Origin of the sequence: Pyxidicoccus fallax (assembly GCF_012933655.1) — a bacterium.
Classification (GTDB): domain Bacteria; phylum Myxococcota; class Myxococcia; order Myxococcales; family Myxococcaceae; genus Myxococcus; species Myxococcus fallax.
The window spans coordinates 1-22871 of sequence record NZ_JABBJJ010000207.1 but is presented as its reverse complement, the minus strand read 5'-3'; the positions used below and the strand labels follow the sequence as shown (position 1 = coordinate 22871).

19 protein-coding genes and 1 pseudogene are annotated in these 22871 nt (G+C 67.1%); 10 read left to right on the top strand and 10 right to left on the bottom strand.

The annotated features are described in order from the left end of the window. Positions 1-870, top strand: an 870-nt coding sequence (locus tag HG543_RS33895; RefSeq protein WP_211194345.1) for an SPM autocatalytic domain-containing protein, incomplete at its 5' end; no start/stop codon positions are given. Between the two features lie 128 nt (positions 871-998). Here the strand turns inward: HG543_RS33895 and HG543_RS33890 are convergent. Together HG543_RS33890 and mhpA are read right to left on the bottom strand one after the other, a co-directional pair. Beyond that, on the bottom strand, positions 999-2372 hold the full coding sequence (locus HG543_RS33890) for a WGR domain-containing protein (RefSeq protein ID WP_169349068.1): 1374 nt from the start codon (positions 2370-2372) through the stop codon (positions 999-1001). Between the two features lie 66 nt (positions 2373-2438). Beyond that, positions 2439-4043 carry a bifunctional 3-(3-hydroxy-phenyl)propionate/3-hydroxycinnamic acid hydroxylase MhpA gene (gene mhpA / locus HG543_RS33885; RefSeq protein ID WP_169349067.1) on the bottom strand — a complete coding sequence of 535 codons (1605 nt, stop codon included), beginning with the start codon at positions 4041-4043 and terminating at the stop codon, positions 2439-2441. A gap of 319 nt (positions 4044-4362) precedes the next feature. Between mhpA and HG543_RS33880 the strand changes: the two genes are divergently transcribed. Continuing rightward, positions 4363-6549 carry an RCC1 domain-containing protein gene (locus tag HG543_RS33880; protein WP_246357494.1) on the top strand — a complete coding sequence of 729 codons (2187 nt, stop codon included), beginning with the start codon at positions 4363-4365 and terminating at the stop codon, positions 6547-6549. Between the two features lie 66 nt (positions 6550-6615). Here HG543_RS33880 and HG543_RS33875 read toward each other — a convergent pair whose 3' ends face one another. Next, positions 6616-6993 (bottom strand): hypothetical protein, encoded by a 378-nt coding sequence (locus HG543_RS33875; protein ID WP_169349066.1) that lies wholly within the window; start codon positions 6991-6993, stop codon positions 6616-6618. Between the two features lie 814 nt (positions 6994-7807). On the opposite strand from HG543_RS33875, the gene HG543_RS33870 reads away from it, so the two are divergent. From HG543_RS33870 to HG543_RS57170, 4 genes and pseudogenes are all read left to right on the top strand, one after another. After that, a complete protein-coding gene (locus HG543_RS33870; RefSeq protein WP_169349065.1) occupies positions 7808-8371 on the top strand; it encodes a hypothetical protein in 564 nt (187 codons plus the stop codon). Between the two features lie 30 nt (positions 8372-8401). Then, a complete protein-coding gene (locus tag HG543_RS33865; protein ID WP_169349064.1) occupies positions 8402-9328 on the top strand; it encodes a TIR domain-containing protein in 927 nt (308 codons plus the stop codon). A gap of 249 nt (positions 9329-9577) precedes the next feature. Then, complete coding sequence (locus tag HG543_RS33860; protein WP_169349063.1) at positions 9578-10585, top strand: toll/interleukin-1 receptor domain-containing protein; 1008 nt, start codon at positions 9578-9580, stop codon at positions 10583-10585. A gap of 157 nt (positions 10586-10742) precedes the next feature. After that, positions 10743-11682: pseudogene (locus HG543_RS57170) on the top strand (IS701 family transposase); the annotation flags it as partial. Between the two features lie 307 nt (positions 11683-11989). Here the strand turns inward: HG543_RS57170 and tnpC are convergent. The 4 genes from tnpC to HG543_RS33835 all read right to left on the bottom strand — a co-directional run bounded on the left by tnpC (position 11990) and on the right by HG543_RS33835 (position 16506). Further along, positions 11990-13495, bottom strand: a complete 1506-nt coding sequence (tnpC, locus tag HG543_RS33850) for an IS66 family transposase (RefSeq protein ID WP_169349062.1) — start codon at positions 13493-13495, stop codon at positions 11990-11992. A 46-nt stretch (positions 13496-13541) separates the two neighbouring features. Continuing rightward, a complete protein-coding gene (gene tnpB / locus HG543_RS33845) occupies positions 13542-13907 on the bottom strand; it encodes an IS66 family insertion sequence element accessory protein TnpB (protein WP_169349061.1) in 366 nt (121 codons plus the stop codon). Next, positions 13901-14200 (bottom strand): IS66 family insertion sequence element accessory protein TnpA, encoded by a 300-nt coding sequence (gene tnpA / locus HG543_RS33840; RefSeq protein ID WP_246357493.1) that lies wholly within the window; start codon positions 14198-14200, stop codon positions 13901-13903. The genes tnpB and tnpA overlap by 7 nt, the downstream gene beginning before the upstream one ends. Before the next feature lie 494 nt (positions 14201-14694). Next, on the bottom strand, positions 14695-16506 hold the full coding sequence (locus HG543_RS33835) for a CBM96 family carbohydrate-binding protein (RefSeq protein ID WP_246357492.1): 1812 nt from the start codon (positions 16504-16506) through the stop codon (positions 14695-14697). Positions 16507-16679: 173 nt separating this feature from the next. On the opposite strand from HG543_RS33835, the gene HG543_RS33830 reads away from it, so the two are divergent. Further along, positions 16680-17243 carry a hypothetical protein gene (locus HG543_RS33830; RefSeq protein WP_169349058.1) on the top strand — a complete coding sequence of 188 codons (564 nt, stop codon included), beginning with the start codon at positions 16680-16682 and terminating at the stop codon, positions 17241-17243. Positions 17244-17351: 108 nt separating this feature from the next. Then, complete coding sequence (locus HG543_RS33825) at positions 17352-18740, top strand: sensor histidine kinase (protein WP_169349057.1); 1389 nt, start codon at positions 17352-17354, stop codon at positions 18738-18740. Here the strand turns inward: HG543_RS33825 and HG543_RS33820 are convergent. Next, positions 18731-19438, bottom strand: coding sequence for a hypothetical protein (locus HG543_RS33820; RefSeq protein ID WP_169349056.1), 708 nt, complete (start codon positions 19436-19438; stop codon positions 18731-18733). The genes HG543_RS33825 and HG543_RS33820 overlap by 10 nt on opposite strands. After that, positions 19428-20147, bottom strand: coding sequence for a Fic family protein (locus HG543_RS33815; protein WP_169349055.1), 720 nt, complete (start codon positions 20145-20147; stop codon positions 19428-19430). Before HG543_RS33815 ends, HG543_RS33820 begins: the two co-directional genes overlap by 11 nt. Before the next feature lie 108 nt (positions 20148-20255). Between HG543_RS33815 and HG543_RS33810 the strand changes: the two genes are divergently transcribed. Further along, complete coding sequence (locus HG543_RS33810; RefSeq protein ID WP_169349054.1) at positions 20256-21179, top strand: diacylglycerol/lipid kinase family protein; 924 nt, start codon at positions 20256-20258, stop codon at positions 21177-21179. 140 nt (positions 21180-21319) lie between these two features. Here HG543_RS33810 and HG543_RS33805 read toward each other — a convergent pair whose 3' ends face one another. After that, positions 21320-21592 carry a hypothetical protein gene (locus HG543_RS33805; RefSeq protein WP_169349053.1) on the bottom strand — a complete coding sequence of 91 codons (273 nt, stop codon included), beginning with the start codon at positions 21590-21592 and terminating at the stop codon, positions 21320-21322. A gap of 114 nt (positions 21593-21706) precedes the next feature. Between HG543_RS33805 and HG543_RS33800 the strand changes: the two genes are divergently transcribed. Beyond that, complete coding sequence (locus HG543_RS33800) at positions 21707-22864, top strand: sensor histidine kinase (protein WP_169349052.1); 1158 nt, start codon at positions 21707-21709, stop codon at positions 22862-22864. Positions 22865-22871: the final 7 nt, after the last annotated feature.

Here is a 22871-nt window from a genome sequence, read left to right as displayed (position 1 = left end):
CTGCCGACGTGCCCCTCCGAGCCTCCGCCTCCGCCGCGCCCGCCGGAGCAGAAGAAGGGGAAGATGTGGGACGTCTTCTTCGACGCCAAGGATGGCACGAAGACGCAGCAGAGGTCGCCCATCGTGCTGGACCTGAACGGTAACGGCCGAGCGGACATCACCGGCTCCAACATCAAGGGCAACGGCAAGCTGGAGGGCAAGACGGTGAAGGGCTTCGACCTGGACCCGAGCAACCGTCAGTGGACGACCAAGAGCGAGATGCACCGCCCGGGTGGCAAGGTCGTCCCCGCGCTGCCCAAGGGCACGAAGGTGGAGGTGTTCGACGCCAAGGGCAAGAAGGTGAAGACCCTGGACGCCAGCGCCCTGGACAAGAGCAAGGCGAACTCGGGCGACATGGGCCTGGGCCTGGGCAAGGGGATGCGCGCCGAGTTCCGTGACGCCAACGGCAAGCTGGTGGGCGAGCTGAAGACGGACGCGCAGAAGAACAAGCTCATGTACCACTTCGGCAACGTCAACGAGAACGAGTGGACCAAGGCCTGGGACAAGAAGAAGGGCGGCGACGGAATGCTGGTCTGGGACGTGGACGGCGACAAGAAGATCACCAGTGGCAAGGAGCTGTTCGGCCACGTGGACGTGGACGGGAAGAACCGCTTCGCCAACGGCTACGAGAAGCTGTCGAAGTACTTCGACAAGGACGGCAACGGCCGCGTCGAGGGCAAGGAGCTCAAGGGCCTGAAGATCTGGGAGGACCGCAACGGCGACGGCGTGACGCAGAAGGGCGAGCTCGTCTCCCTGGCCTCCCACGGCATCAGCAGCCTGAACACCCGGTTCAAGTCCAAGGACATGAGCTCCTCGTACACGCACGAGTGAGCGGCAAGCGTCGAAGCCCAGACACGCGGCATGAGCCCTCGCGACGTCCACCCGGAAGGGAGGCCGCCCGCGGGGGCTCCGCTTTTCTTCCGGCGCGCACGCTCTGGGAGGATGCCGCGCCGGTGGGCCTACTCGCCCACCGCCACGTAGCGGTAGTCCTCTTCGTAGTCGCGCTGGTTGCCCGCGTTCACGGATGGGCCCATTTGCGCCACCCGCTGCTGCCCCTCGTCGGTGAGCGTGTTCCTGCTGACGTCCAGGCGCTTGAGGTGCGCGAAGGCCCGGGCGTTCTCCGCCAGGATGCGCGCGCCCTGGTCGGACATCGCCCCCATGGACAGGTCCAGCGTCTCGAGCCGCGGGAGCACCTTCGCATGGGGCAGCACCTCGCAGAGGTCGTCGGTGAACTCGGCGTTGCGCAAGCCGAGGTGCTTGAGGTGGGGCAGGCCCTTGCCGTCGAGGATGGGCTGGATGTCCTCCACGCCGCCCTCGCCGCCGTAGTTGTGGCTGCCGAACCAGACCTCCAGCCGCTCCAGCTTCGGCCAGCGGGCGTTGGCGATGGACCTCACCGCGGACAAGGGCAGGCCACCCGTCTCGACGGTGAACTCACGCAGCTCCGGCAGGTCGATGTCGCCAATCTCCAGCGAAGCCCCGCGCAGCCGCAGCGAACGCAGGTTCGGGAGCAGCTTCAGTGGGGCCGAGACGTCGTGGAGGTGCAGCCAGGAAATCTCGTAGTCGTCCGGGTACTCGAAGTCGCCGATGAACAGGCGCTGGAGCGTCTTCGAGCCCCCCAGCCAGGTGAGTGCCTCGGTGAGGGCCTCGACGATGTCGCTGTAGCTGATGTCGTCGCCGAAGTGGGCATTGCCGATGGTGAGCTCGCGAAGGAAGCGCGCCGCCGGGTGGACGAGGAGCGCCTTCACCACCTGCGTCACGTTGGTGGGGTCGTCCTCGTCCTTCAGGCCCACCCGCGCGGAGCGGATGAAGCCCAGGTGCCACTCCACCTGGAGCCCTCCTTCCTCCAGAGCCTCGGCCAGCTCCTCTCCGAGCAGCGAGGCCCTGCCTTTCTCGATGAGGTCCTTGACCTGGCCCTTGAGCTTCGTGGCCTCGTCGCCACGGGCCTGCATCACCGCGTGCTGGAGGGCGACGAGCTGGCCGCGGGGGTCATCCTGACGCTGGAGCCAGTCGCCATAGACGAGCCAGGCGTCCGTGTTGTCGAGGTCCGCGAGGATGGCGGCCTCCAGCTCCGGATTGGACGCGCTTACTCGCTTCCTGGCCTTGCTGGAGGCTTCGGCGGCGCCCTCCTTGCCGACCATCACGTAGCCCCGCTTCTCCTTCTCGATGATGAGCTTCTCGTAGACCTTCCATGCAGCGGTGGGAGAGTCGAAGGTCTGCGTCTTCGACTGTCCCTCCGTGCCGATGTAGCCCCAGCGCGCGGTGCAGCTGCTTCCAGCGAGGGTGATCTCCCAGAACTTGCCGGAGCTGCCTTCCTTCAACTCGAACCGCGGCATGGAACGTTCTCCACGCGCCGAAGCGGCGCGCCCGGACCGGACGTTAGAGAAGCCCTTCCGGCACGTTCAAGCACGCACACCTAGCGCGGTGTGCAACGCGTGCAGCCGCCCCAGGGGCACCGCGCCGAAGACGAAGCGGTCCGGGCGAACCACCGCGAAGTCCACGCCGTGCCGGGTGAACCACCCCTCCAGCTTCCCAGTGAAGTCCTCCACCTCGTCGGAGCCCGTGCTCCTCATGCCCGCCGGGCCCACGGTGACGGCCCTGCCGCCCAGGGCCATCGCGAGCCCCCGTGCCGCCCGGGTGGCGGACTCGCGCTTCCTGCTCAGCACGGCGAACCCGGAGCCCAGCGTGTCGTCCAGCAGACGCTCCTCACCGGACGCGAGCCGCACCCGCGGCTGTGGGAAATAGCTCCCCTCGGGAGCGTCGTGTCCGGAGCGGCGGCCGCCCAATAGCCAGCCTTCTTCGATGGACGGGGGCGGCTTGAAGCGGAAGCCCTCCACGAAGCGGCGGACGCTCGGGACGCACTGGATGCCGCGCATCAGCGAGTCCCGCACCAGGGCCATGGGGGTGTTGTGCGTCTGGAACACGGAGCCCAGCCGCACGGAGACGTCGAGCATGGCGCGCACATGGGGGCGGCGCTCCTGCTCGTACGTGTCCAGCAGCGCTTCCGGGGCGTGCCCCCGAATCACCCGCGCCAGCTTCCAGGCGAGATTGGCCGCGTCGCGCAGGCCCGAGACGAGGCCCTGGCCCATGAAGGGCGGCATCATGTGGGCCGCGTCACCCACGAGGAACGTGCGCCCCTTCCGCCACCGCGGCGCCATCAAGCACCGGAAGGAGTAGATCTGCGCCCGCTCCACCTTCATCCGGTCCGGATTCACATACGGGGCAATCACCCGGCGGACCGAGCCGGGCTGCAGCAGCTCCGCGCCCGTCTCGCGGGGGTGCAGCCGGAACTCCAGGCGGAACTGGCCGGCGGGCCCCCGGCCCACGAAGCCGGGACGCAGCGGGTCGCAGACGATGCTGCTCTCGGAGGGCGCGTCCTGCTCCGCCACGGTGCCGGAGATGGTGATTCCCGGCTCCTCTTCATTGCGGCCTTCCAGGGAGAGGCCCAGCAGCCCGCGCACCGTGCTCCGTCCCCCGTCGCAGCCCACGAGGTAGCGCGCACGCACCGTGCTCCGCCTTCCGCTGGCGAGGTCGTGCAGGCGCACCGTCACACCGGTGGGGTCCTGCTCGAACGATTCGACCGCGGTGCCGAGTCGCAGCTCCACCGACTCGAAACGCCGGAGTCCCTCGCGGAGCGTCTTCTCCAGCAGCGGCTGGTGGAAGAACCAGATGGGCGAGTACCCGAAGCCGAAGTCCACCTCGCTCAGGCGGAGCTCGGCGATGGGTCTGCGCCCGACGCCCGTGTACGTGACACGCCGGCTCTGCCGCAGGTCCGGCATCAGCGCGTCGACGAGGCCCGCGGACTGGTAGATGCGCAGCGCCTCGTCGTCGCACGAGAAGGCGCGGGGCTGTGCGTGGGGCGTGGAATCCCGCTCCAGCACGAGCACGCGCACGCCGTGGAGGCCCAGCAGGTTGGCCGCGAGCACGCCCACCGGGCCTGCTCCCGCGACGACCACGTCCACGTCACCTGTTCCCACCGCCGTGTCTTCATCCCGGAAGTCTTGCATTGCCTCGACTCGTGAGGAGCCCGCTCCTGATTCGTTCGATTGTAGCGGCTGCATGGAGCACCGATGGCTGCTCCTGGCTCCGCGACATCCGGTCCGAATACGAAGCGACGGGGGGTCCCTGGCTACCTCGGGTCCAAATCACCCTGCGGCCTGTCGAGCAACTTCGGGATGACGGTCAGCACGTTGACGCCAGGGGGACGAGCAGTCCTGCCACGCTATTTCTGATGTATCCTGGTTTCCCATTTTCGTGGGACCCCGCGAGGAAATCATGCCAGTGATGCTTGGGAGACCGACCGGCCGCTTGCCGGTGGGCTTGCTGATGTGTCTGTGGTTCGTGGCCGGCGGCTCCGGCCTGGTGCAGGCGGCGGAAGCGACGACCGCCCCGGAGGCGGCCCATGCGGCCATGGCCTCGCCAGTCTGGAAGATGGCGCGGGCCGGTCGCCTCCATTCGGTAGGCCTCAAGCTGGATGGAACGGTGTGGACCTGGGGGTACAACTCCAGCGGTCAGCTCGGAGACGGCACCACCTTCAACCGGCTCGCGCCCGTGCGGGTCTCGGGGCTCACCTCCATGGTGTCCGTGGCGGCGGGGCGCTCCCATTCCCTGGCGGTCAAGTCGGACGGCACGGTGTGGGCCTGGGGGCTCAACACCAACGGTCAGCTTGGCGACGGCACCACCACCCAGCGGCTGAGGCCCGTGCAGGTGTCGGGCCTCACGGACGTCACGTCCGTGGTGGCGGGCGCCGAGCACTCCCTGGCGCTCAAGTCGGACGGGACGGTGTGGGCCTGGGGCTACAGCTACGATGGCATCGGCGATGGCACGCGGCTGCGGCGCACGAGGCCCGTCCAGGTGGTGGGGCTGACGGGCGTGGTGGACCTGGCGGCGTCCAGCGGTGGCTCCTCCATGGCGGTCAAGGCGGATGGCACGGCCTGGGGGTGGGGCTACAACGGCACGGGCCAGCTCTGTGACGGCACGACCACCTCGCGGCTGGTGCCCGTGCAGGTCTCGGGCCTCACCTCCGTGGTGGCCGTGGCCTTGAGATACAGCAGCGCCTTCCTGCTCGAGGGCGATGGCACCGTCTGGGGCTGCGGCGCGAACTTCTCCGGAGAGCTGGGCGATGGCACCACCACCCGGCGGCTGACGCCCGCGCAGGTGCTGGGGCTCTCGGAGGTCGTGCGGCTGGGCGCGGGGGAGAATCACACGCTGGCGGCCACGCAGGATGGCCGCCACTGGGCGTGGGGCTCCAACGGCCAGGGACAGCTCGGCGACGGCACGACGACCTTCCGGTCCCTGCCAGTTCCGATGGAGGGCCCCTCCGGCGCGAGCTTCCTGTCGGGAGGGGAGGGCCATTCCCTGGCGGTCCAGCCCGATGGAACCCTGTGGGTCTGGGGGAACAACGGCTCGGGCCAGCTGGGCGATGGCGTCCCGAGCAACTTCCTGAGCCCGGCTCCCTCGCTCTTCACGGGGCCGTCCGTGGTGGGCGGGGGAAACCATTCCGTGGGCCTGAAGTCGGACGGGACCGTCTGGACGTGGGGCCTGAATACCTTCGGTCAGCTGGGCGATGGAACCACCACCAGCACCGCGCGGACGGTGCCTTCGCAGGTGGCGGGGCTCGCGAACGCCACCTTCGTCGCGGCGGGGCCGGAGCGGTCCATGGCGGTCCTCGCCGACGGCACCCTGTGGTCCTGGGGGAACAACACGAGTGGCGAGCTGGGGGATGGAACCACCACGGCGCGGGCCTCTCCCGTCCAGGCCGTGGGCCTGACGAATGTCATCGCGGTGGCGGGCAAGGGCGGTCACACGCTGGCGCTCCGGGCCGACGGCACCGTGTGGGCGTGGGGCTCGAATGGCTACGGCCAGCTGGGGGATGGAGGGACGGCCTCGCGGTGGATTCCGGCGGAGGTCCCCGGGCTCACCGGAGTCATCGCCGTGGCGGCGGGCAGCCTCTTCTCCGTGGCGCTCAAGGTCGATGGCACCGTCTGGACCTGGGGCGGCAACCCCCAGGGCCAGCTCGGCGATGGCACCACCAGCTCGCGCTCCAGCCCCGGGCAGGTGCCGGGACTCACCTCCGTCGTTTCCATGACGGTGGGACGCGGCTACACGGTGGCGCTCAAGTCCGATGGCACGGTGTGGAGCTGGGGCGAGAACTACTATGGCCAGCTCGGTGACGGCTCCACCTTCTGGGCGGTGTCGCCCGTGCAGGCGCTGAACTTCACGAACTGCGTGGCGGTGGCCGCGGGGGACTCGCACACCCTCGCGCTTCAGGATGACGGCACGGTGTGGTCATGGGGCTACAACGCCAGCGGGCAGCTCGGCGATGGCTTCACCTCCAGCCAGAGCGCTCCGGCGCAGGTCCCGAACATCATTGATGCGACGGGCCTGGCTGCGGGCGACTACCACTCGATGGCGTTCCGCGCGAACGGCGTCCTGTGGGGCTGGGGGAACAACGGCTCGGGCCAGCTCGGGACGGGAACCGAGGACATCCGGATGGTCCCCTACGCCCTCTGATACTCGAGGACCGCCTCCCTCCCTGAGTTTGGAGGGAGGCGGGCGCGCCCAGGCTCCGTGCTTCGCTCAGGCCTGCTCGCCCGAGAGGCGGCGTGCATCCGCCAGTGCCGCCGCCGACACCTTGTGTGCCTTGTCGATCCGCTGCGTCACGGCGGACCGCGATGCGATTCCCCTGCGGAAGCTCTCCAGCGACTGCCGGGCGTTCTGTTCGGCCTTCCGGGCCTGGTCGAAACGCACTCGCAAACTGGCATTCTCCTTCCGCAGCAGGGCCTGCTCCACCTGGACGAGTGCGGCCGAGACCTGGTTCAGCCGGTGTTCCAGCGGCTCGAGTTCCCCGCTCCGGGGCAGGAGGGGAGAGACCCGGGGTTGCTTCCCCTGGGGCTTCACGCTCATGAGGGCCAGGCGGATCACCAGGTAGAAGAACCCCGCCAGGACGAGGAGCATCCCGCCGATGACGACGAGGTGTTCCCTTGGGGTTCCCGAACGCTTGCTTCTGCTCGAGGCCGACTTGTTCCGGACAGGCTCAAGCGGCGGTGGAGCAGGGGGCGTGCTGGAGGCCGGAGCCGAGGGAGCGCGTACGCTCTCGGGTGTGTCCACGCTGTTCTTGGAGTCGTGAAGGCGCGGTTCCTTCGCGTCCACGGTGCGCGCCGGCGGGCTCGTCTCCGTCTCGGAGCGCGCCGGGCTCTGCGCCACCTCCTCCGAAGCCAGGAGGACCACCGCCAGAGCCAGGCTCTTCCCTTGCATCAAATACACGCTCCCTGGCGTCGGACCGGGAGGGAGTTGATACCGAAACGCGTGGTGAGAGCAATGTGCGGACTTTTCCTCCGGTCTACGTCTCGACAGGCGGTGTAGCCCCGAACTCTCGACGCATCAGAGGGATGGGTGCCTGTTGATTGGGAGGAGGCAGAGGGGCTGGAGAGGGCCGCTGACAGGGGCCGCCCGAGTAATGCTCCCGGCCGGTGCAGTGGCCACGCAGCCCCTTGGGGTACACGCTTGCCCAGGCCGCGCTCGCATCAGGTGCATGGCAGGGAGCTAGGCTTCTTCGCTCTCTCGCGCCTGAACACCCGCGGCCTTGGGTGGCTCTCACGTCGGGCCAACCTCGCACCTGACGTGAGGTTAACGCGCGCCGTCGCGCGCAGGTAGAGCGCCCTTGGCACTCTTACGGAGTAGACGGTAGGGGCCGAGTGTTCCATCATGAGCTATGGTCTCCTCTGGAGACAACGCGTCCGCATCGCAATCTGGGAAGGAGGCCTTAGATATGTCCGATGATGACGAGGACTCCAAGGTAAGATTGGAGTTCGGCTTACCTGCAGACGCATCCGGCTACCAGCGACATGAGTGTCCATCGTGCATGTTGGAGTTCAAGGTCAAAGGCAATGAGGCGCGATTCAACGACACCGTGGCTTGGTGGACTTCGAGGGCAATCGCAGAAAGTGGTCTGGTCGAGACGCAGTCCGAATCGAGCAGTAGCAGTCAAATGACCTGCCCCTACTGCGCCAAGCCGGCTGACGCGCAGAGTTTTTTATACGGAGAATATCGGTCGTACGTTTATCGGATTGCCCAACGTGAGATAGTGGAGCCGATGGTGTTCGGCATGTTGAGCAATTTAAATCGTACCGTATCGCGACGTCATCGAGGAATGGTCTCATTAAGGATCGAGACGGCCAGCGAAACACGCAGCCCGCGCCCCATCGCAGGCCCCGACCCAGACGACATGGTACGTATTTCCTGCGCGTCGTGTGATGAGCACTTCAAGATTTCCGAGGGGTGGAGCGGTGCAATAAGGTGCCCGTCTTGCGCCTCGGAGCTACAAATCAGCTAGGGAGCATCAATGGCAGATTCTAACGAGATCGTGAAGCATCTGTCGGCATTTCGCCAAGCGCGAGATGCGGCGATTCATGCAGACAGCAGTGACCTCGAACACCATCTTATCGAGTTCGTGCGCGAGGTAAAACGCAATCCACTCTGCCAGCGAATTCTCTCAGCACTTCCAGCCTACGACGCAAGTGCATGGTGGAAGCACCAGACAGACCAGACGTCGCATAGCGGCCGACTGGCAGCGCTTATTTTTCCAGAGTCCCCCGACGACAAGTTGGTCGTTCTGTGGGATCTCGTATCCTCTATGGGATCCGACTCGTCGGACTTGCTAGATTTCCGAGGCTTTGGTCAACTCATGGGAGCCTACAAAGCGTCGGAGGCAGCTGCCAAGTCAATATCTCTCGTCATCCGACCTTTCGCGGAAGCAATGACAGGCCGCTTGAGGGAGGAAGCAGCAATGGCTAGCCCCAACCTTCGCGAGCTTGCAGGAGTTCCGCTTGCCGCAATCCCCAGTGAAAACGAAACTCGGATCTTTCTTAGCCATCGAACAGCCGACAAGCCACTTGTCCAGCCATACTTCGACTTGCTGAGCGAGCTAGGTCATAAGCCTTGGCTCGACGCGCACGACATGCCTGCTGGAACCATGTTGCACCGAGGAATCACCGAAGGTATCGACACATCTTGCGCAATCGTCTTCTTCGTCACAAAGAACTTTGAAGACGAGCGATGGCTTGCGCGAGAAGTTGACCAAGCGGTCCATCGCAAAATTGAGGTGGGGGACAAGTTCGCAATCATTACACTGGTGTTTGACGGCGGAGAGGTTCCTCGCCCTCTTCGAGACTACGTGTGGGCCAACGTCAAAAACGAGGTCGATGCAATTCGCGCGATCGTTCGAGCCTTGCCGCTTGAACTCGGACCGCCACGCTGGCGGGAGCGGATCTATAAGAAGAAAGACCGCTAGCCGGGAATCTACGCAGCGGGACTACCTCCCCATACTCCAGACTTGAGATGCCATCACCCTAGACAGCGCTAATCGCTTATTACTCTAAATTCACTTCAAGGCCTCGGCGATAGAAGGTTCCATGTCGAGTTCCGTGTGGCCCCTCGGAGCAAGCATGAGGGCTCTCAGCACCCTGGCAAGAACCGCCAGCGCCTGCTTTAATAAGTCTTCGATGGAGTCACACTGCCGAAGCAGTCCGGCTCTTACTTTATGGCAACAATTTACATTTCATACTCTCAAAAAGACACCCCGAGTGCCCTTGAGTTGTCAGAACAACTGAAGCAACTCGGCCACAAAATCATCATTGACGTCAACACCCTTATCCCGGGTCACGATTGGCGAGAAGCACTAACCAAAGGTCTCCAAGGCGCGGACGTCTTCATCGCACTGCTGACTGAGAACTCTCAGCAATCGCAATGGGTCATAAGCGAGCTTGGAGTAGCACTAGGCTACTCCCAGTCCAGCAAGCAAACCCTGATTCTTCCGGTAATTTTTGGCGAACTCCCGATTCCTGCATTTATCCAACACATCCACTGCATCATAGCTCGCGACAAGAACCTTAGGCGGGTAGTAGAGCAGGTTCACGACGCAGCCAATGCATTTTCCGGCCAACTCGCAGCCGAGGCGAAAAAGCAGGACGCGGCTCGCAAACTTATTGAGAAGAATGCATCAGAGTTCATCAACGAGGCTGTATCAAGCCTTGGAAAATTCGAAACCCGTAACCGTTGCGTCGGCATTGCTTGGTACATTGCCGGATTCCTCTCGTTATTGGCAGGGCTCGGGATTGCCTATATTAGCATCACCACAGCACTAGAGACCGGCGATTCATCATGGACAAATTTCGCATACATTGCCCTCAAGAATGTTCTCGCCATTGCGCTGCTTGGTGCCTCCGCAAAGTATGCCTTCACGCTTGGAAGATCCTTTACTAACGAAGCGCTCAAGGCATCTGATCGGCTTCACGCGATTTCCTTCGGCAAATTCTACCTTCAAGTCTATGGAGCACAAGCAACGTGGCCGGAGGTAAAGGAGGCCTTCCAGCACTGGAACATCGACCGGCGCTCGTCGCTTAGCGACGTCGATCCTGCTTCTATTGATCCGCAGGTACTGACCATCCTCCTTGAGGCAGTTAAATCGATCGCAAGTCTTAACACCCCAAGTGGCAAATCCAAAAAAGCCATCAAAAAGACACAACCAAAGCCGACCATTGAGGCATAGATATAGTGATAGGGCATGATTTGCCGGAGGCGCTACCGTCCAGTGCTGACGGTAACCGCTGCGTGCACATCTACGCCGAAGGTGAAGCTCCAATTAGTGGCGCTCTTTGCAACAATAATTGCTTTCGTTAGCATTGATTGATGGAATTAATTGGACGTCCGTGCTCTGTGCCGGGGAGAGGGGCAGCGGCTGCATCGCGATGCGGCTGTACCTGCCCGAGGAGTGGACGCGAAGCCGCAAGGGCTGCAAGGCCGCGGGCATCCCTACGGGGTCCGCTTCCAGAAGAAGTGGCAGATAGCGTTGGACCAACTGGATGCCGCGTTGAAGTGGGGCGTCCGCCAGCACGTCGTGCTGGCCGATGCCGGATACGGAGCGGCGCGGGAGTTCCGCGACGGCGTGCGCGAGCGTGGTCTGCACTATCTGATGGGCGTGCAGGGCACGCACAAAGTATGGCCGCCGGGGGCCAAGCCTCAAAAACCCGAGAAGGTGCCGGGGTAGAACGGACGGCCACGCACGCGCTACGTGGCCGAGGGGGGCAGCCTTGGACCATTGAGGAATTGGTGCGCCAGTTGCCAGAGGAGGAGTTTCACCGCGTCAGCTGGCGCGAGGAGAGCCGGGGCGAGCAGTCATCGCGGTTCACGGCCGTGCGCGTGCAGACGGCCGAGCGTCACGTCCAGCGCGCTCCACCGAGCGAAGAAGTGTGGCTGCTGATTGAATGGCCCCAGAAGGAGAAGACCCCGACGAAGTACTCGCTTTCGTCGTTGCCGGAGGACACGCCGCTCGAGGAGTTGGTGCGCCTGTCGAAGCTGCGCTGGCGAGTGAAGCGTGACTACCAGGAGCTCAAAGGCGAGGTAGGCCTCGACCACTTCGAGGGGCGAACGTGGCGAGGCTTCCACCACCACGCCACGCTCTGCATGGTGGCCCACGGGTTCCTCGCGCTCCGCCGGGTGCTTTTCCCCCCGGAGGAGGACACGCTGGACGCTGGCCGAGGTGCGCCGCCGCCTTCAACAGCTCCTGCTGCGCCGCATCGGCCACTGCCCCCGCTGCCTGCGACACATCAGCGCCCGCGCTTCTCCTCGAGGGCATCACGGATCTGATCAGGTAGTATTAGAAAGAGTTCCTGACCCACTCCACGAACGGTGGGTGATGGAAGAACAGCCACACCTTGAGGACCGTGGCGGCTGCCATCAACAGCCCGGAGGCAGCGAACCCCCAGTACGCGCCTCTCAGCCCCCGGATTCCGAAGACGAGGGCCACCGCGGCCTCAATCAAGGCGAAGCCATCCAGGAGTATCCGTCCGGTGAGCGCTGTACCGCCCCCTTGAGGACGGACGGCTGCTGTGCTCGGCGGTGGTCGCGAGCCTGGACATAAGCAGGTGGATGGGAGGGGCCTGAGCGAGGGGGCTCAGGAGGAGTCGACGGCGCGTCGACGCTTCCACTCGTGAGGCAGCAGCTCGCCGATGCACGAGTTGGGGTGGGTCTGCACGCGCAGCAGCACGTCCGCGAGGTACTCCTCGGGGTTGACGTGGTTGGCCTCGCAGGTGGCCACCAGCGCGTAGAGGCCCGCCAGGTTCTCGCCCGCGGCCTCGTGGCCGACGAAAAGAAAGTTCTTGCGGCCCAGGGCTGCCTTTCTCAGGGCTGCCTCCGCCCGGTTGTTGTCCAGCGGCAGGCATTCATCCGAGACGAAGCGGCTCAGCGCGTCCCACTGGTTCAGGGCGTAGGAAATCGCCTGGCCCATGGGCCCCTTCGGCAGGTGGCGCGCCGCCTGCGCGTCGAGCCAGGCGCGGAGCTTCCCGAGGACGGGCGCGCTGTGCTGCTGGCGCAGATGGCGGTGGGTGGCCGTGCGCACCACGCCCGCGTCGCGCGCATGCGCCTCCACCCGGTAGAGCGCGAGGATGAAATCCAGGGCCTCGCGGGCCTCGGGCGCGGTGCCGAGCGCTTCGAAGAAGCGGCGCCGGCAGTGCGCCCAGCACCCGACGCGCACGCGCCCGGTGGGCAGCGTCACCGCGTTGTAGCCGGTGTACGCGTCCACCACGAGCGCGCCCGTGGTGCCGCCCAGTACTTCTTTGGGCGTCGTGCCCGCCCGGCCCAGACTGAAGCGGTAACCGATGAGCCAGTCGCCCTTCTCGTTCTGGGTGAGGAAGGTCCAGAGGTAGCCGCGCTTCGTCTTCTTCACGTCCAGCACGCGCAGCGGCGTCTCGTCGGCCCACACCACCTCCGAGGACGCCACGCATTGCAGCAGGTGGCGCGAGAGCGGCAGCAGCACCGAGGCCGACAGGTGGAAGAGGTCGGTCAGCGTGCTGCGACTCATCGGCACCCCACCTCGCTCCACGCGCAGGGCCAGTCGGTGCAGGGGCATGGCATCGGCGCACTTGGACGTCACCACGTGGGCGAGGAATCCCGGGCCGTACTCGCCTTTGTCCACCACCTTGGCGGGGCCGGGCGCCGTCACCCAGCCCTGGCCGCACTTGCACCCGAGCACTTCGCGCACGTGCACTTGTCGCTCAAAGCGCGCGGGCAGGTACTCGTACACCTCGCTGGTGCGCCCCTTGCCCACCGGCTTCAATTCCTCGCTGCCGCACACCGGGCAGTGCCGCGCTTCGGCGGGGACGGCGTGCCGAATCTCGCGCGTGGGGCACTCCGCAGCCTTGCGCGCTGCGCGCTCCCGCCGCTTCTTCTTCGCCGCCTCGTCTCGCGCCGCCGTCGACTCCGCGCTCGTCGCCTCTGCGCGCAGCTCGGCCGCGACGGGCGGCAGGCGCTCCGCCCTCCTGCCGAAGACGTGGCGCTGGAGGGCCGCCAGCTGGCTCTGGAGCGCGTCCAGCTCCCCGCCGATGCGACCCACCTCGGCCTTGAGCTCCTCGGCCTCCTCGCGCCAGGCACACTGATGGTCAAGGGGAAGGACTCGGGGCACCCGCGCTCAACAACCCACCGGGTGAGCCATTCGGCAGGTGATGTACTTAGCTACCTGTACGCCCAGGGGGCGTCCAGGCGGGCTGACGCTTCACCTCGGCCACGTCGATGCCATCCAGCAGCATGGCCAGCTGCGTGGCGTCCAGCGGCACCGACTGCGCGTCGGCCTCCACGGGTGGCAGCCGGAAGCGGCCCGTCTCCAGGCGCTTGTAGTAGAGGACGAAGCCGCCCCGGCTGAAGGTGAGAATCTTTACCCGGTCGCCTCGGCGACTGACGAAGACGAAGAGATGGCCCGAGTAGACGTCCTCGCTCCACGCAGTCCGTACCAGCGCCATGAGGCCATCAATCGACTTGCGCATGTCCACCGGCCCGGTGGCCAGCAGGATTCGCACCGAGGACGGGAGCGTCAGCACGCGGTGCGCCCCAGCGCCGCCACCAGACGGGCCACGTAGTCCACGTCCGCGTCCGGTGAGACGCGCACCCGCACGCCGCCGACGAGCACCACCTCCACGCTGCCGGGAGCGCTCGCCGCGGGCGCGCTGCTCACCTGCACCGGAAGCAAGCGCACGGGAGGCTCGGCCACCCCGGTCCCCTGGCGCCTGCGCCGGTAGACCCACGACTGCAACGTGCTCAGGCGCAGCCCCCGGCGCCCGGCGAACTCTCGCTGCGTCAGCCCGCTGGCCTCGTACTCCTCAGCGACCCGCAACCACTCCGGCTTCTCGACTCTCTTCAGCATCCGCCAAGGGATGGCCCGCCCTGCTCAGCTCCGCAATGCCCTGCAGACACCCTTCGCCGGACGGATACATCCAGGATGAACCCGATGAATGCGAACCACCAGCTCATGTAGCCAGTGAGGGCCGAACCCCAGGACGAAGGACGCCAACCCCGTGCAGAACGCCGCGGCGGGGTCGAAGGGAAACCGACTGCACGGGAGCTGCTCCCGGGCCGTTGGCATGGCGAGTCCAGTACCTCTCGGAACGCCAGCGGCGAGCGGAGGGACGGCCCACGGCCCGGGAGGAAGCGGCTTCTGGGGCTCACTCATGCCGCCGTGCATGAGCAAGCCCCGTTCCAGCACGTAAGCCCATGAACTTTCGTGGGGCGACAGCGCGGACCGTCAACGCGGTTGTCACCTGGGGTCTTCGACGGAGTCACCAGGTGCGTCTCTCCCCAAAGCTCGTCCCGGACGGCACGGAACCCGCGTCAGCGATTCACATTGCCGTTGTACAGATTGCCCCCGCCCGTGCGGACATCGCCGCTCGCGGTGGTGCCCGTGGTCGCGCTGGTGGCGTACACGACGTAGCCCGCGGAGTCGTCCAGGTCGACGATGTTGCCGGAGAAGGCGTTGTTCCTCCCCGTCGCGTACTCGGTGCCGTGCGTGCGCACCTGGAAGGCATCCAGGACCTTGGTGTTGCCCTGACGGAAGCCCCGGTTGTTCCGCACGACCGTGTTCACACCTTTCACGTCCACGAAGCTGTCCGCGCTGTTGGCGCCGGAAATCCCCGCGCCCTGGAAGGTGCAGCCCTCCACGAGCGTGCCATCCGCGCCTTCCTTGATGTCGATGTGCTCCGCCGTGATGCCTCCCGCGAACTCCGTGGTCCGAATCACATTGCCAATCACGACGTGCTCGTACGGAGAGCTGGAGTCCGAGCCGACATAAGCACCTTCGCCATACTGGGGCTGGTACCTGCCCGTATCGTAGATCCTCGACGCCTCCAGCGTGTTGTACGAGCTGCCATCCCGGAAGTGCACCGCCTCGTCACCGATGTCGTGGACCTCCAGGCCCGACAGCAGGTTGTGATTGCCATTGTCAATCATGACGCCCTTCTGCGCCGTCCTGACGCGAAGGTCCCGCACCTGCCAGTGGTCCCCCGTCAGGTGGAGGCCGTAGGAGCCATCCCGAACCGACGTGCCCGTGAGGTTTGCCGGGTTGTTCGGGTCGCAGCTCTTCAGGACGATGGGATTAGCCGCCGTGCCGCTCTGGCCCGAGTAGAACAGCCCCTGTCCACCGGGGTCTCCGCTGGTGCCCCTGTTGCCCGTATAGGTGCCCGGAGCCAACAGCAGGATGGCACCCGGCGCCGCGTTCCTCAGGGCCTCCTGGATCCTGGCGGTTGAATCCAGCGCCCCCGCGCAGGACGTGCCGCCGCCGCTCGAGGTCGTCGCCGTGACGGTGGCACTGCTGCCCGACGTATTGCCCGCCGCGTCCCGCGCCCTGACCGAATAGCTGTAGGTCGTCGCGGGGGCGAGCCCCGTGTCGCTCGTCGACGTGCCGCTGACGTTCTTCAGGAACGCACCGTTCCGGTAGAGCGCATAGCCGGTGACGCCCACGTTGTCCGTCGAGGCGCTCCAGCTCAGGTTGATCTGACTGCTCGACACCCCGGAGGCCGTCAGATTCGCGGGCACCGTCGGAGCCTGGGTGTCCCCCGTGCCGCCTCCGCTCGGGACCACTTCGAGCTGGGGCACGTTCGCGCTGCCTTCGCTGCTGACCAGCGTGGTGTACTTGCCCACGGTCTCCTGCAGCACGAAGGACACCGTGCCGTCTCCCGCCGCCTGCGCGTTCACGTACGCCGTGACGTCGATTTCATGGGTCTGCGCGGTCGTGTTGATGGCCACGCTCCCCACCAGGCTGCCCACGGCCGGCTTGTTGTTCCACGTGAGGGAGGACTCCGTCCACGCGTCCGTGGACTGGAACGCCTGCAGCGTCGTGCTCGCCGACGCGCTTCCGTGCACGCGCAGCTTCGCGCTCGTGACGCCGGGGATGCCGGCCAGGTTGAACTTCAGGTAGGCGTGCCGGCTCGTGCCCGCGTCGTTCTTCACGAACAGCGAGGCGCTCGCGCCGTAGTTGGAGGTGGGGTTGCTCTCGTGGACGTACGCGTCCTCCGACGCCGTCAGCGTCGTGAGCGCCTGGCGCTGTGTCCCCCGCGCTTCGGTCCCCTCCGCGCCCTCCACGCCGCAGCCCACGAATGCCAGGGCCAGTCCCGCCAGCAACAGCCGCTGTCCGTCAGGTGTCTTCATCGTCCCCCGCCTCTCGGTGTTCATGTCGCTCCGGTCGATTTCGGGAAAACGAGCTTATTCAGAAAATATGCACCTCTGAAGCCCTGAAAGTGGGGCGTTGAATCAACTCCGGCCTCACCCGTCAGAGGGTTTGTACGCAGCAACGCAGCAAACCCCCACCGGGAGTCGCCACCATGAAGACGCTGAAGGTTTTCTCGTCTGCTCTTGTCGCCTCGCTGCTGCTCGCCGGTTCCGCGCACGCCCAGTCCCACCGGGCCAGCACGGTGAACGGCCACGAAGTGCGTCACGGCGTCACCCAGCGTTCGGATGACCGCATGGACGTGGTCGAGCTGGAGCGCGTGCTGGCCCGCTTCGATGCGGCGCGAGCCCGCCGGAACAACGCCTCCGAGCTGGCCTCCGTGGACCACCGGCTGCGCGAGCTGCTGCGCGCGGAGCTGGCCGAGAGCCGCGTGGAAACGGCCCAGGCCCGCGCCGAGGCGCGCAGGGAGCGGGGCGAGAGCCGCGCGGAGAACCGGGATGATGTCCGCGACGCCCGCGCCGAGGCCGCCTCGCTGGCCGCACGAAGGAGCGTCGCGCGCGAGCTGAACTCCCTCATGGGCGTCCGCTCCCAGGTGCAGCTCAACCGCAAGCGCGCGCTCATCGTGGAGCTGGTGCAGCTCGGCAAGCAGGAGCTGCGCGCGGACCGCCAGGAGCTGCGCGAGGACCGGAAGGACCGGCGCAACGGCTGGCGCTCCTGAGTCCCGCTGACGCTTCCAGCCTCCAGAAGTCGTCACTCCGTGCTCCGGGGTGAGCCCACGCCTCCACCGGCTCGATAAGGTGGCGGGGTTCCCCCGGAGGTGGTGCAGATGCGGCTGCGGAGCCTCTTCCTCATCGGAGCGGTGGTCCTGGCGTTCCTGAGTGGAGGTTCCGCGGCGGGCCTGTTCTGGATGAGCGCCCAGTTCCAGTCGCGGACCCGGAACCTGAGCCAGTCCATCGAGCGGGTGCACGCCACCGAGCAGCTGGCGCTCTCCCTCTTCATGCTCCAGGTGGTCCGCGAGTTCGCGAGCATCCATGCCCCGCCGGGCACGGGGCCCCGCGTCAGCGAAGACGATGCGCGCCAACGGGTCTTGGAGCTCCTGCGGCAGGTCGAGCCGTATGCGGGCACCGCCACGGAGCAGGCGCTGCTCTCCGAGGCCCGTGGTCAGGTCGAGGCGTACCTCCAGGCTCCCGAACACGAGCGGATGCCCCACTTGAGGAGGGCCGTCGCGGCGATGGAGGCCGTGTCCCTGGCGAGCATCGAGCGGGCCCATGCCGTCCGCGATGAGGCGGAGCGGGTGAGCGGCGCGACACGGCTCCTCGCGGGACTCCTGACGCTCTCCATCGTCACGGGAGTCGCGCTGCTCCTCGCCGCCATCCGCACGCGCCTCTATCTGCCGCTGTTGTCGATTCGCCGAGCGCTGGCGGCCTTCAAGTCCGGACAGCGTGAGTCGAGGGTGGCTCCCGTGGGAGCCGTCGAGCTCCGCGAGGTCGCCGCCGAGTTCAACGACATGGCCGACACCCTGGTCAGCCAGGACGCGAGGCAGGTCCAGTTCCTCGCGGGCGTGGCCCACGACCTGCGCACCCCGCTCAATGCCCTCAAGCTGGCGACCCGCGTCCTCCTCAAGTCACCGGAGCCGCCTCCGCCCGAGAAGGTCCGGGAGTCCCTCGTCCGCATCTCCACGCAGCTCGACCGGCTCGACCGCATGGTGGGCGACCTCCTGGAGCAGACCCGTATCGAGGCCGGCAACCTCGAGCTGCGCCCGGAGGACTGCGACCTGCGCCAGCTCGTGACGGACGTCGTCGAGCTCCACCGGCCCCTGAGCCAGCAGCACCACCTCGAGCTCACGGTGCCCGACCAGCCCGTCCCGGTCCGAGGAGACCCGACGCGGCTCACCCAGGTGCTCACCAACCTCCTGAGCAATGCCATCAAGTACTCACCTCGCGGAGGCCGCGTGCGGGTGCGGCTCGAGGGGTCTCCGGAGGAGGCGCGGGTCTCCGTGTCCGACGAGGGCGTGGGCATCCCCGCCGACGAATACGAGCGCATCTTCGAGCCCTTCCGGCGCAGCAAGCATTCGAGGGCGGAGATTCCAGGCGTCGGCCTGGGGCTCTCCGTCTCGCGCCGCATCGTGCGGGCCCACGGCGGGGACATCGAGGTGGAGAGCAGGGTAGGGGGTGGATCGACCTTCCGCGTCCGACTCCCGCTCGCTCAGCCCTGACGCGGGTAGCGCGCGTCGAAGGCCGTCCGCACCGCCGCGAGCGCCACCGCGTCTCCGGCCGCGCGCGCCTCTTCCTCCGTGGGGCCCACCCAGGACGTGAAGACGCCCATCGTCTTCTTCATCGCGCTCCGCACCTCTGGCGTGAGGCGCAGGCCGCGCGCCTCGAACAGCCACTCCACCGCGTCGAAGGCGTAGGGGTACCAGTCATCGTTCGTGTCCGTCGCGTCCGCGGTGAGCTCGATGACCTTCACCACCGCGTCCGACAGCGCCATCTGGCGGATGCCCTCGTCCTCGTCATCGAGCAGTTCCACGCCCCGGAACGTGGCGTCCAGCGTGCTCAGCCACGCATGGCCCCGTCCCACCGCCTTCATGATGAGCTGGACGTTGTGCTCCACGCCGACGTCTGGAATGGGATTCTGGTTGAAGAAGCTGTGGCACCAGCAATAGCCATCCACGCGCTCGTGGCCGAGCTTCACGCCGCTCTGGTGGTACCAGGGGCCGAGGTGCTCATACAGGATGACCTCCACCCCTCCTCGCAATTGCTTGCGGAGCGGCTCGGGCAGCGTGCGAACACCCGAGGGAACGCGGGGCGTCAGGTACTCGCGCAACGCCGTGGCGAGCCGCTCCGGCTGGTAGCCGTCCAGGCTTTGCTGGATGACTTCCCACGTCGACTCGCGCCTCCACCAGCTAAATCCCATCCGGCGCCTCCATCCCGCGAGCGTCCGCCGCGGCGATGCTCCGCGCCACGAGCCGCACGAACCGCACATACCGTTCCGCGTCCCCCGGCGGCTTGGGCAGCAGCACCCACGGCGCCAGCGGAGGCGTGGGCACCCGCGCCCGGCGCAGGCAGTACTCGAACCACAGCCGCGCCGCCCGGGCGTTGCCATCCGGGAACGGGTGGAAGAAGGCCAGGTCCAGATACAGCCGCACCGCCTGGGCGACGGGGTGACAGCCGTCCCTCGCGTCCGCCTCCACCTTCCGGACGAACATCTCCTCCAGGTCCGGCGCGTACAGGTACCGGTGCCGGCCCCCGTGCGCGAAGGCGGGCCCCGCCCGAAAGCCCACCGGCCTTCCGAGGACCTCCGCCTGTACCTCCGCCAGCCGGGCCCAGGTGAGGGGCTCGCCCGCGTCGGCCAGGGCGCGCACCCGGGACAGGGCCGCCAGGAACCGGGCCTCCCTCGCGGAATCCCCGCCATGGGCCGGCGTGTCCTGCCCGAGGAGGTAGTCCTCCTGGGCTCGCGTCTCCTCGAAGGCCCGGGCGCTGGCGGCCTCCAGGTCGGGGCACAGGTGGGGGCACGCCCAGTCCACGGCGAGGGTGGCCTTCAGGTGCGGCACGAGCTTCTCGGTGACTTCCGAAGCGGCCAGGGCGAGGCCCTCTCTCTTCGAGCGTGTGTACCTTCCCAACATGGCATGTTCCGGGGGTGGACGTAGACCCGGTGCGTCATGGACGAGTCGCGGAGTGGAGTGCTGACGCACAACCGCGTAAACAGGGGCCCCAGGGAGGGGCAGGTGCCGATGAAGACGTTCCTCGTGGTCAATCCGCGCAGCGCCAACGGACAGACGGGAAAGCGCTGGGCGGAGATTGGCGCGCAGGTGGGCAAGGCGCTCGGCGACTTCGGACATGGGTTCACCCAGGGCGGCATGGACGCGGCGCGCATCGCCCGCCAGGCCCTCGAGGAGGGCTACGAGTGCATCGTCGCGGTGGGCGGTGACGGCACCCTCAACGAAGTCACGAATGGCTTCTTCCGCGACGGCAAGCCCATCAACCCCAAGGCCGCGCTGGGCCTCATCCCCCGCGGCACCGGCGGCGACTTCCGGCGCACCTTCGGGTGGGAGTTGGACTTGGACTCCTCGCTGGCCCGGCTGCGCTCCGAGAAGACGGAGCCCTTCGACGTGGGCCGGCTCGACTTCATCAACAACGACGGCCAGCCCGAGACGCGCTACTTCGCCAACATCGCCTCGTTCGGCGTCAGCGCCGTGGTGGCCCGCGAGGTCAACAGCGGCAGCAAGGCTTTGGGCGGCAACTTCAGCTTCGTCTGGGGCACGCTCAAGGGCCTCGTGAAGTACACCGAGCGCAAGGTGCGCCTGTCCTTCGACGGCGGCCCCGCGGAGACCGTGGACATCACCGCCGTGGCCGTGGCCAATGGCCGCTACTTCGGCAGCGGCATGTTCGTGGCCCCCGAGGCCGTCACCCACGATGGCCTCTTCGACGTCACCATCTGGTCCGGCTACGGGCTGAGCGACTTCCTCCTCAAGTCGAAGGGCGTCTACAACGGCTCGCACGTCACCTGGAAGGGCACCCGCCGGCTGCGCTGCCGCACCCTCCACGCCGAGCCCGCCGAGGGCGAGGACGTGTTCCTCGACGTGGATGGCGAGACGCCGGGCCGCCTCCCGTGCACCATGACCATCGTCCCCGGTGCCATCCGGTTGAAGGTGTAGTGACGATTCAGGGTGTCTGCCCATTCGCAGACACGTGGAACCCACGCAATTACTTGCCAGAGGAGCAGACGTTTTCGGAGTCGTTGTGCCGCGCGTCCCTGGATGCGTGTGAAACAATGACGAAGTGGCCTGCGTGACGGTCACCGCGGGACAGTAGCGGAGGCGGGGTCCAATGGGAGCGTGGCTGGGGCCGCGCTCCCAAAGGCCGCCGGTGCCTGCTTCGCGCTGAAGCGCCGGCGGTAGTAGCGCTCCCACAGCTTCAGTCCCGTGACGCCCACCACGGAGGGACCGAGGAACAGCGCGAGCTGCGTGCCGTTGATGCCGAAGTGCCTCGCGTTCACCACCAGGAACGCGGTGACGGTACCGATGCCCGAGGCCACCATCGCGCCCATGTGCTCGAACCACCAGTGCATGCGCTCCTGGGGCGGGCGCAGCCAGTAACGGAGCCCATCTGCGGGAAGTCACACCGGCGGCATGTGACTTCCAGCACATGGTCCGGGCCACGAGGGGCTCGTAAGCTGTCCTCCATGAACCCGGCATCCGTCTCGGCGCGATCCGCCACCACCCAGCGCCTGCTCTTCACCGCGGGGATTCTGACCTGGGGCGTGGTGGGCGTCCCGCACATCCTGGACCTCGCGGCCGAGCCCGTGCGCTGGACGGCCCCGGGCACCTTCGTGTGGTTGGCCGCGTTCCTCGGCTTTGGCGTGACCTTCTGGCTTCACGCTCGCGACGAGGGACGCGCGTCCGTGCCGCTGTTGGCCATGCAGTCGGTGGCGGCGCTCGTCGCCGTCGCCGCCGGTGACAGCGGCCTGGATGCCGCGCTGTTCGCCATCACCTCCGGACAGGTCCCCGAAGTGATGCCCCAGCGCAAGGCGCTGGCGTGGGTGGCCGCGCAGGTGGCCGGAACGCTGCTGGTGTTCGCGGCGATTCATCCGCTCAGCCGAGCACTGGTGCAGTCGCTCATCTACGCCGGCTTCCAGGGCTTCACGCTCGGCACCGCGATGGTGATGGTCCGCGAGGCCGAGGCCCGCCGCGAGCTGGCCCGCCTGCACGCGGAGCTGCAGGCCACCCAGGTGATGCTCGCCAACCGCGAGCGCGAGGGGGAGCGGCTGCGCATCGCTCGCGAGCTGCACGACTCGGTGGGACACCACCTCACCGCGCTCTCCTTGAACCTGGAGGCCGCCGCGTATACCGCCAGGGACACGGCCGCCGCCGAACACCTGCGCCGTGCCCGTGAGACCGCGCGCACGCTGCTGGCCGAGGTACGCGACACGGTGAGGGCGCTGCGCGACACGCCGCCGCCCTTGCTGCCCTCGCTGCGCAAGCTGGCCGAGGGCGCTCCCGGGCTCGCCGTCCACCTGGAGGTCCCCGAGTCCTTCTCCCTGGAGTCCTCCGAGGCGGCGCACTCGCTGTTCCGCTGCGTGCAGGAGGTCCTCACCAACACGCTGCGCCACGCGCACGCGCGGAACCTGTGGATTCGCATCGAGCCCGCCGAGGACGGCGGGGTGCGCGTGCACACGCGCGATGACGGGCGCGGCGTGGAGAAGCTCACGCCCGGCTCGGGACTCACCGGCATGCGCGAGCGCTTCACCCGCCTGGGAGGACGCGTGGAGTGGCGCGCGGCGGCGGGGAAGGGACTCGAGGTGGAGGCGTGGCTGCCGGCGACAGCAGGGGCGGGGACATGAAGGGCGG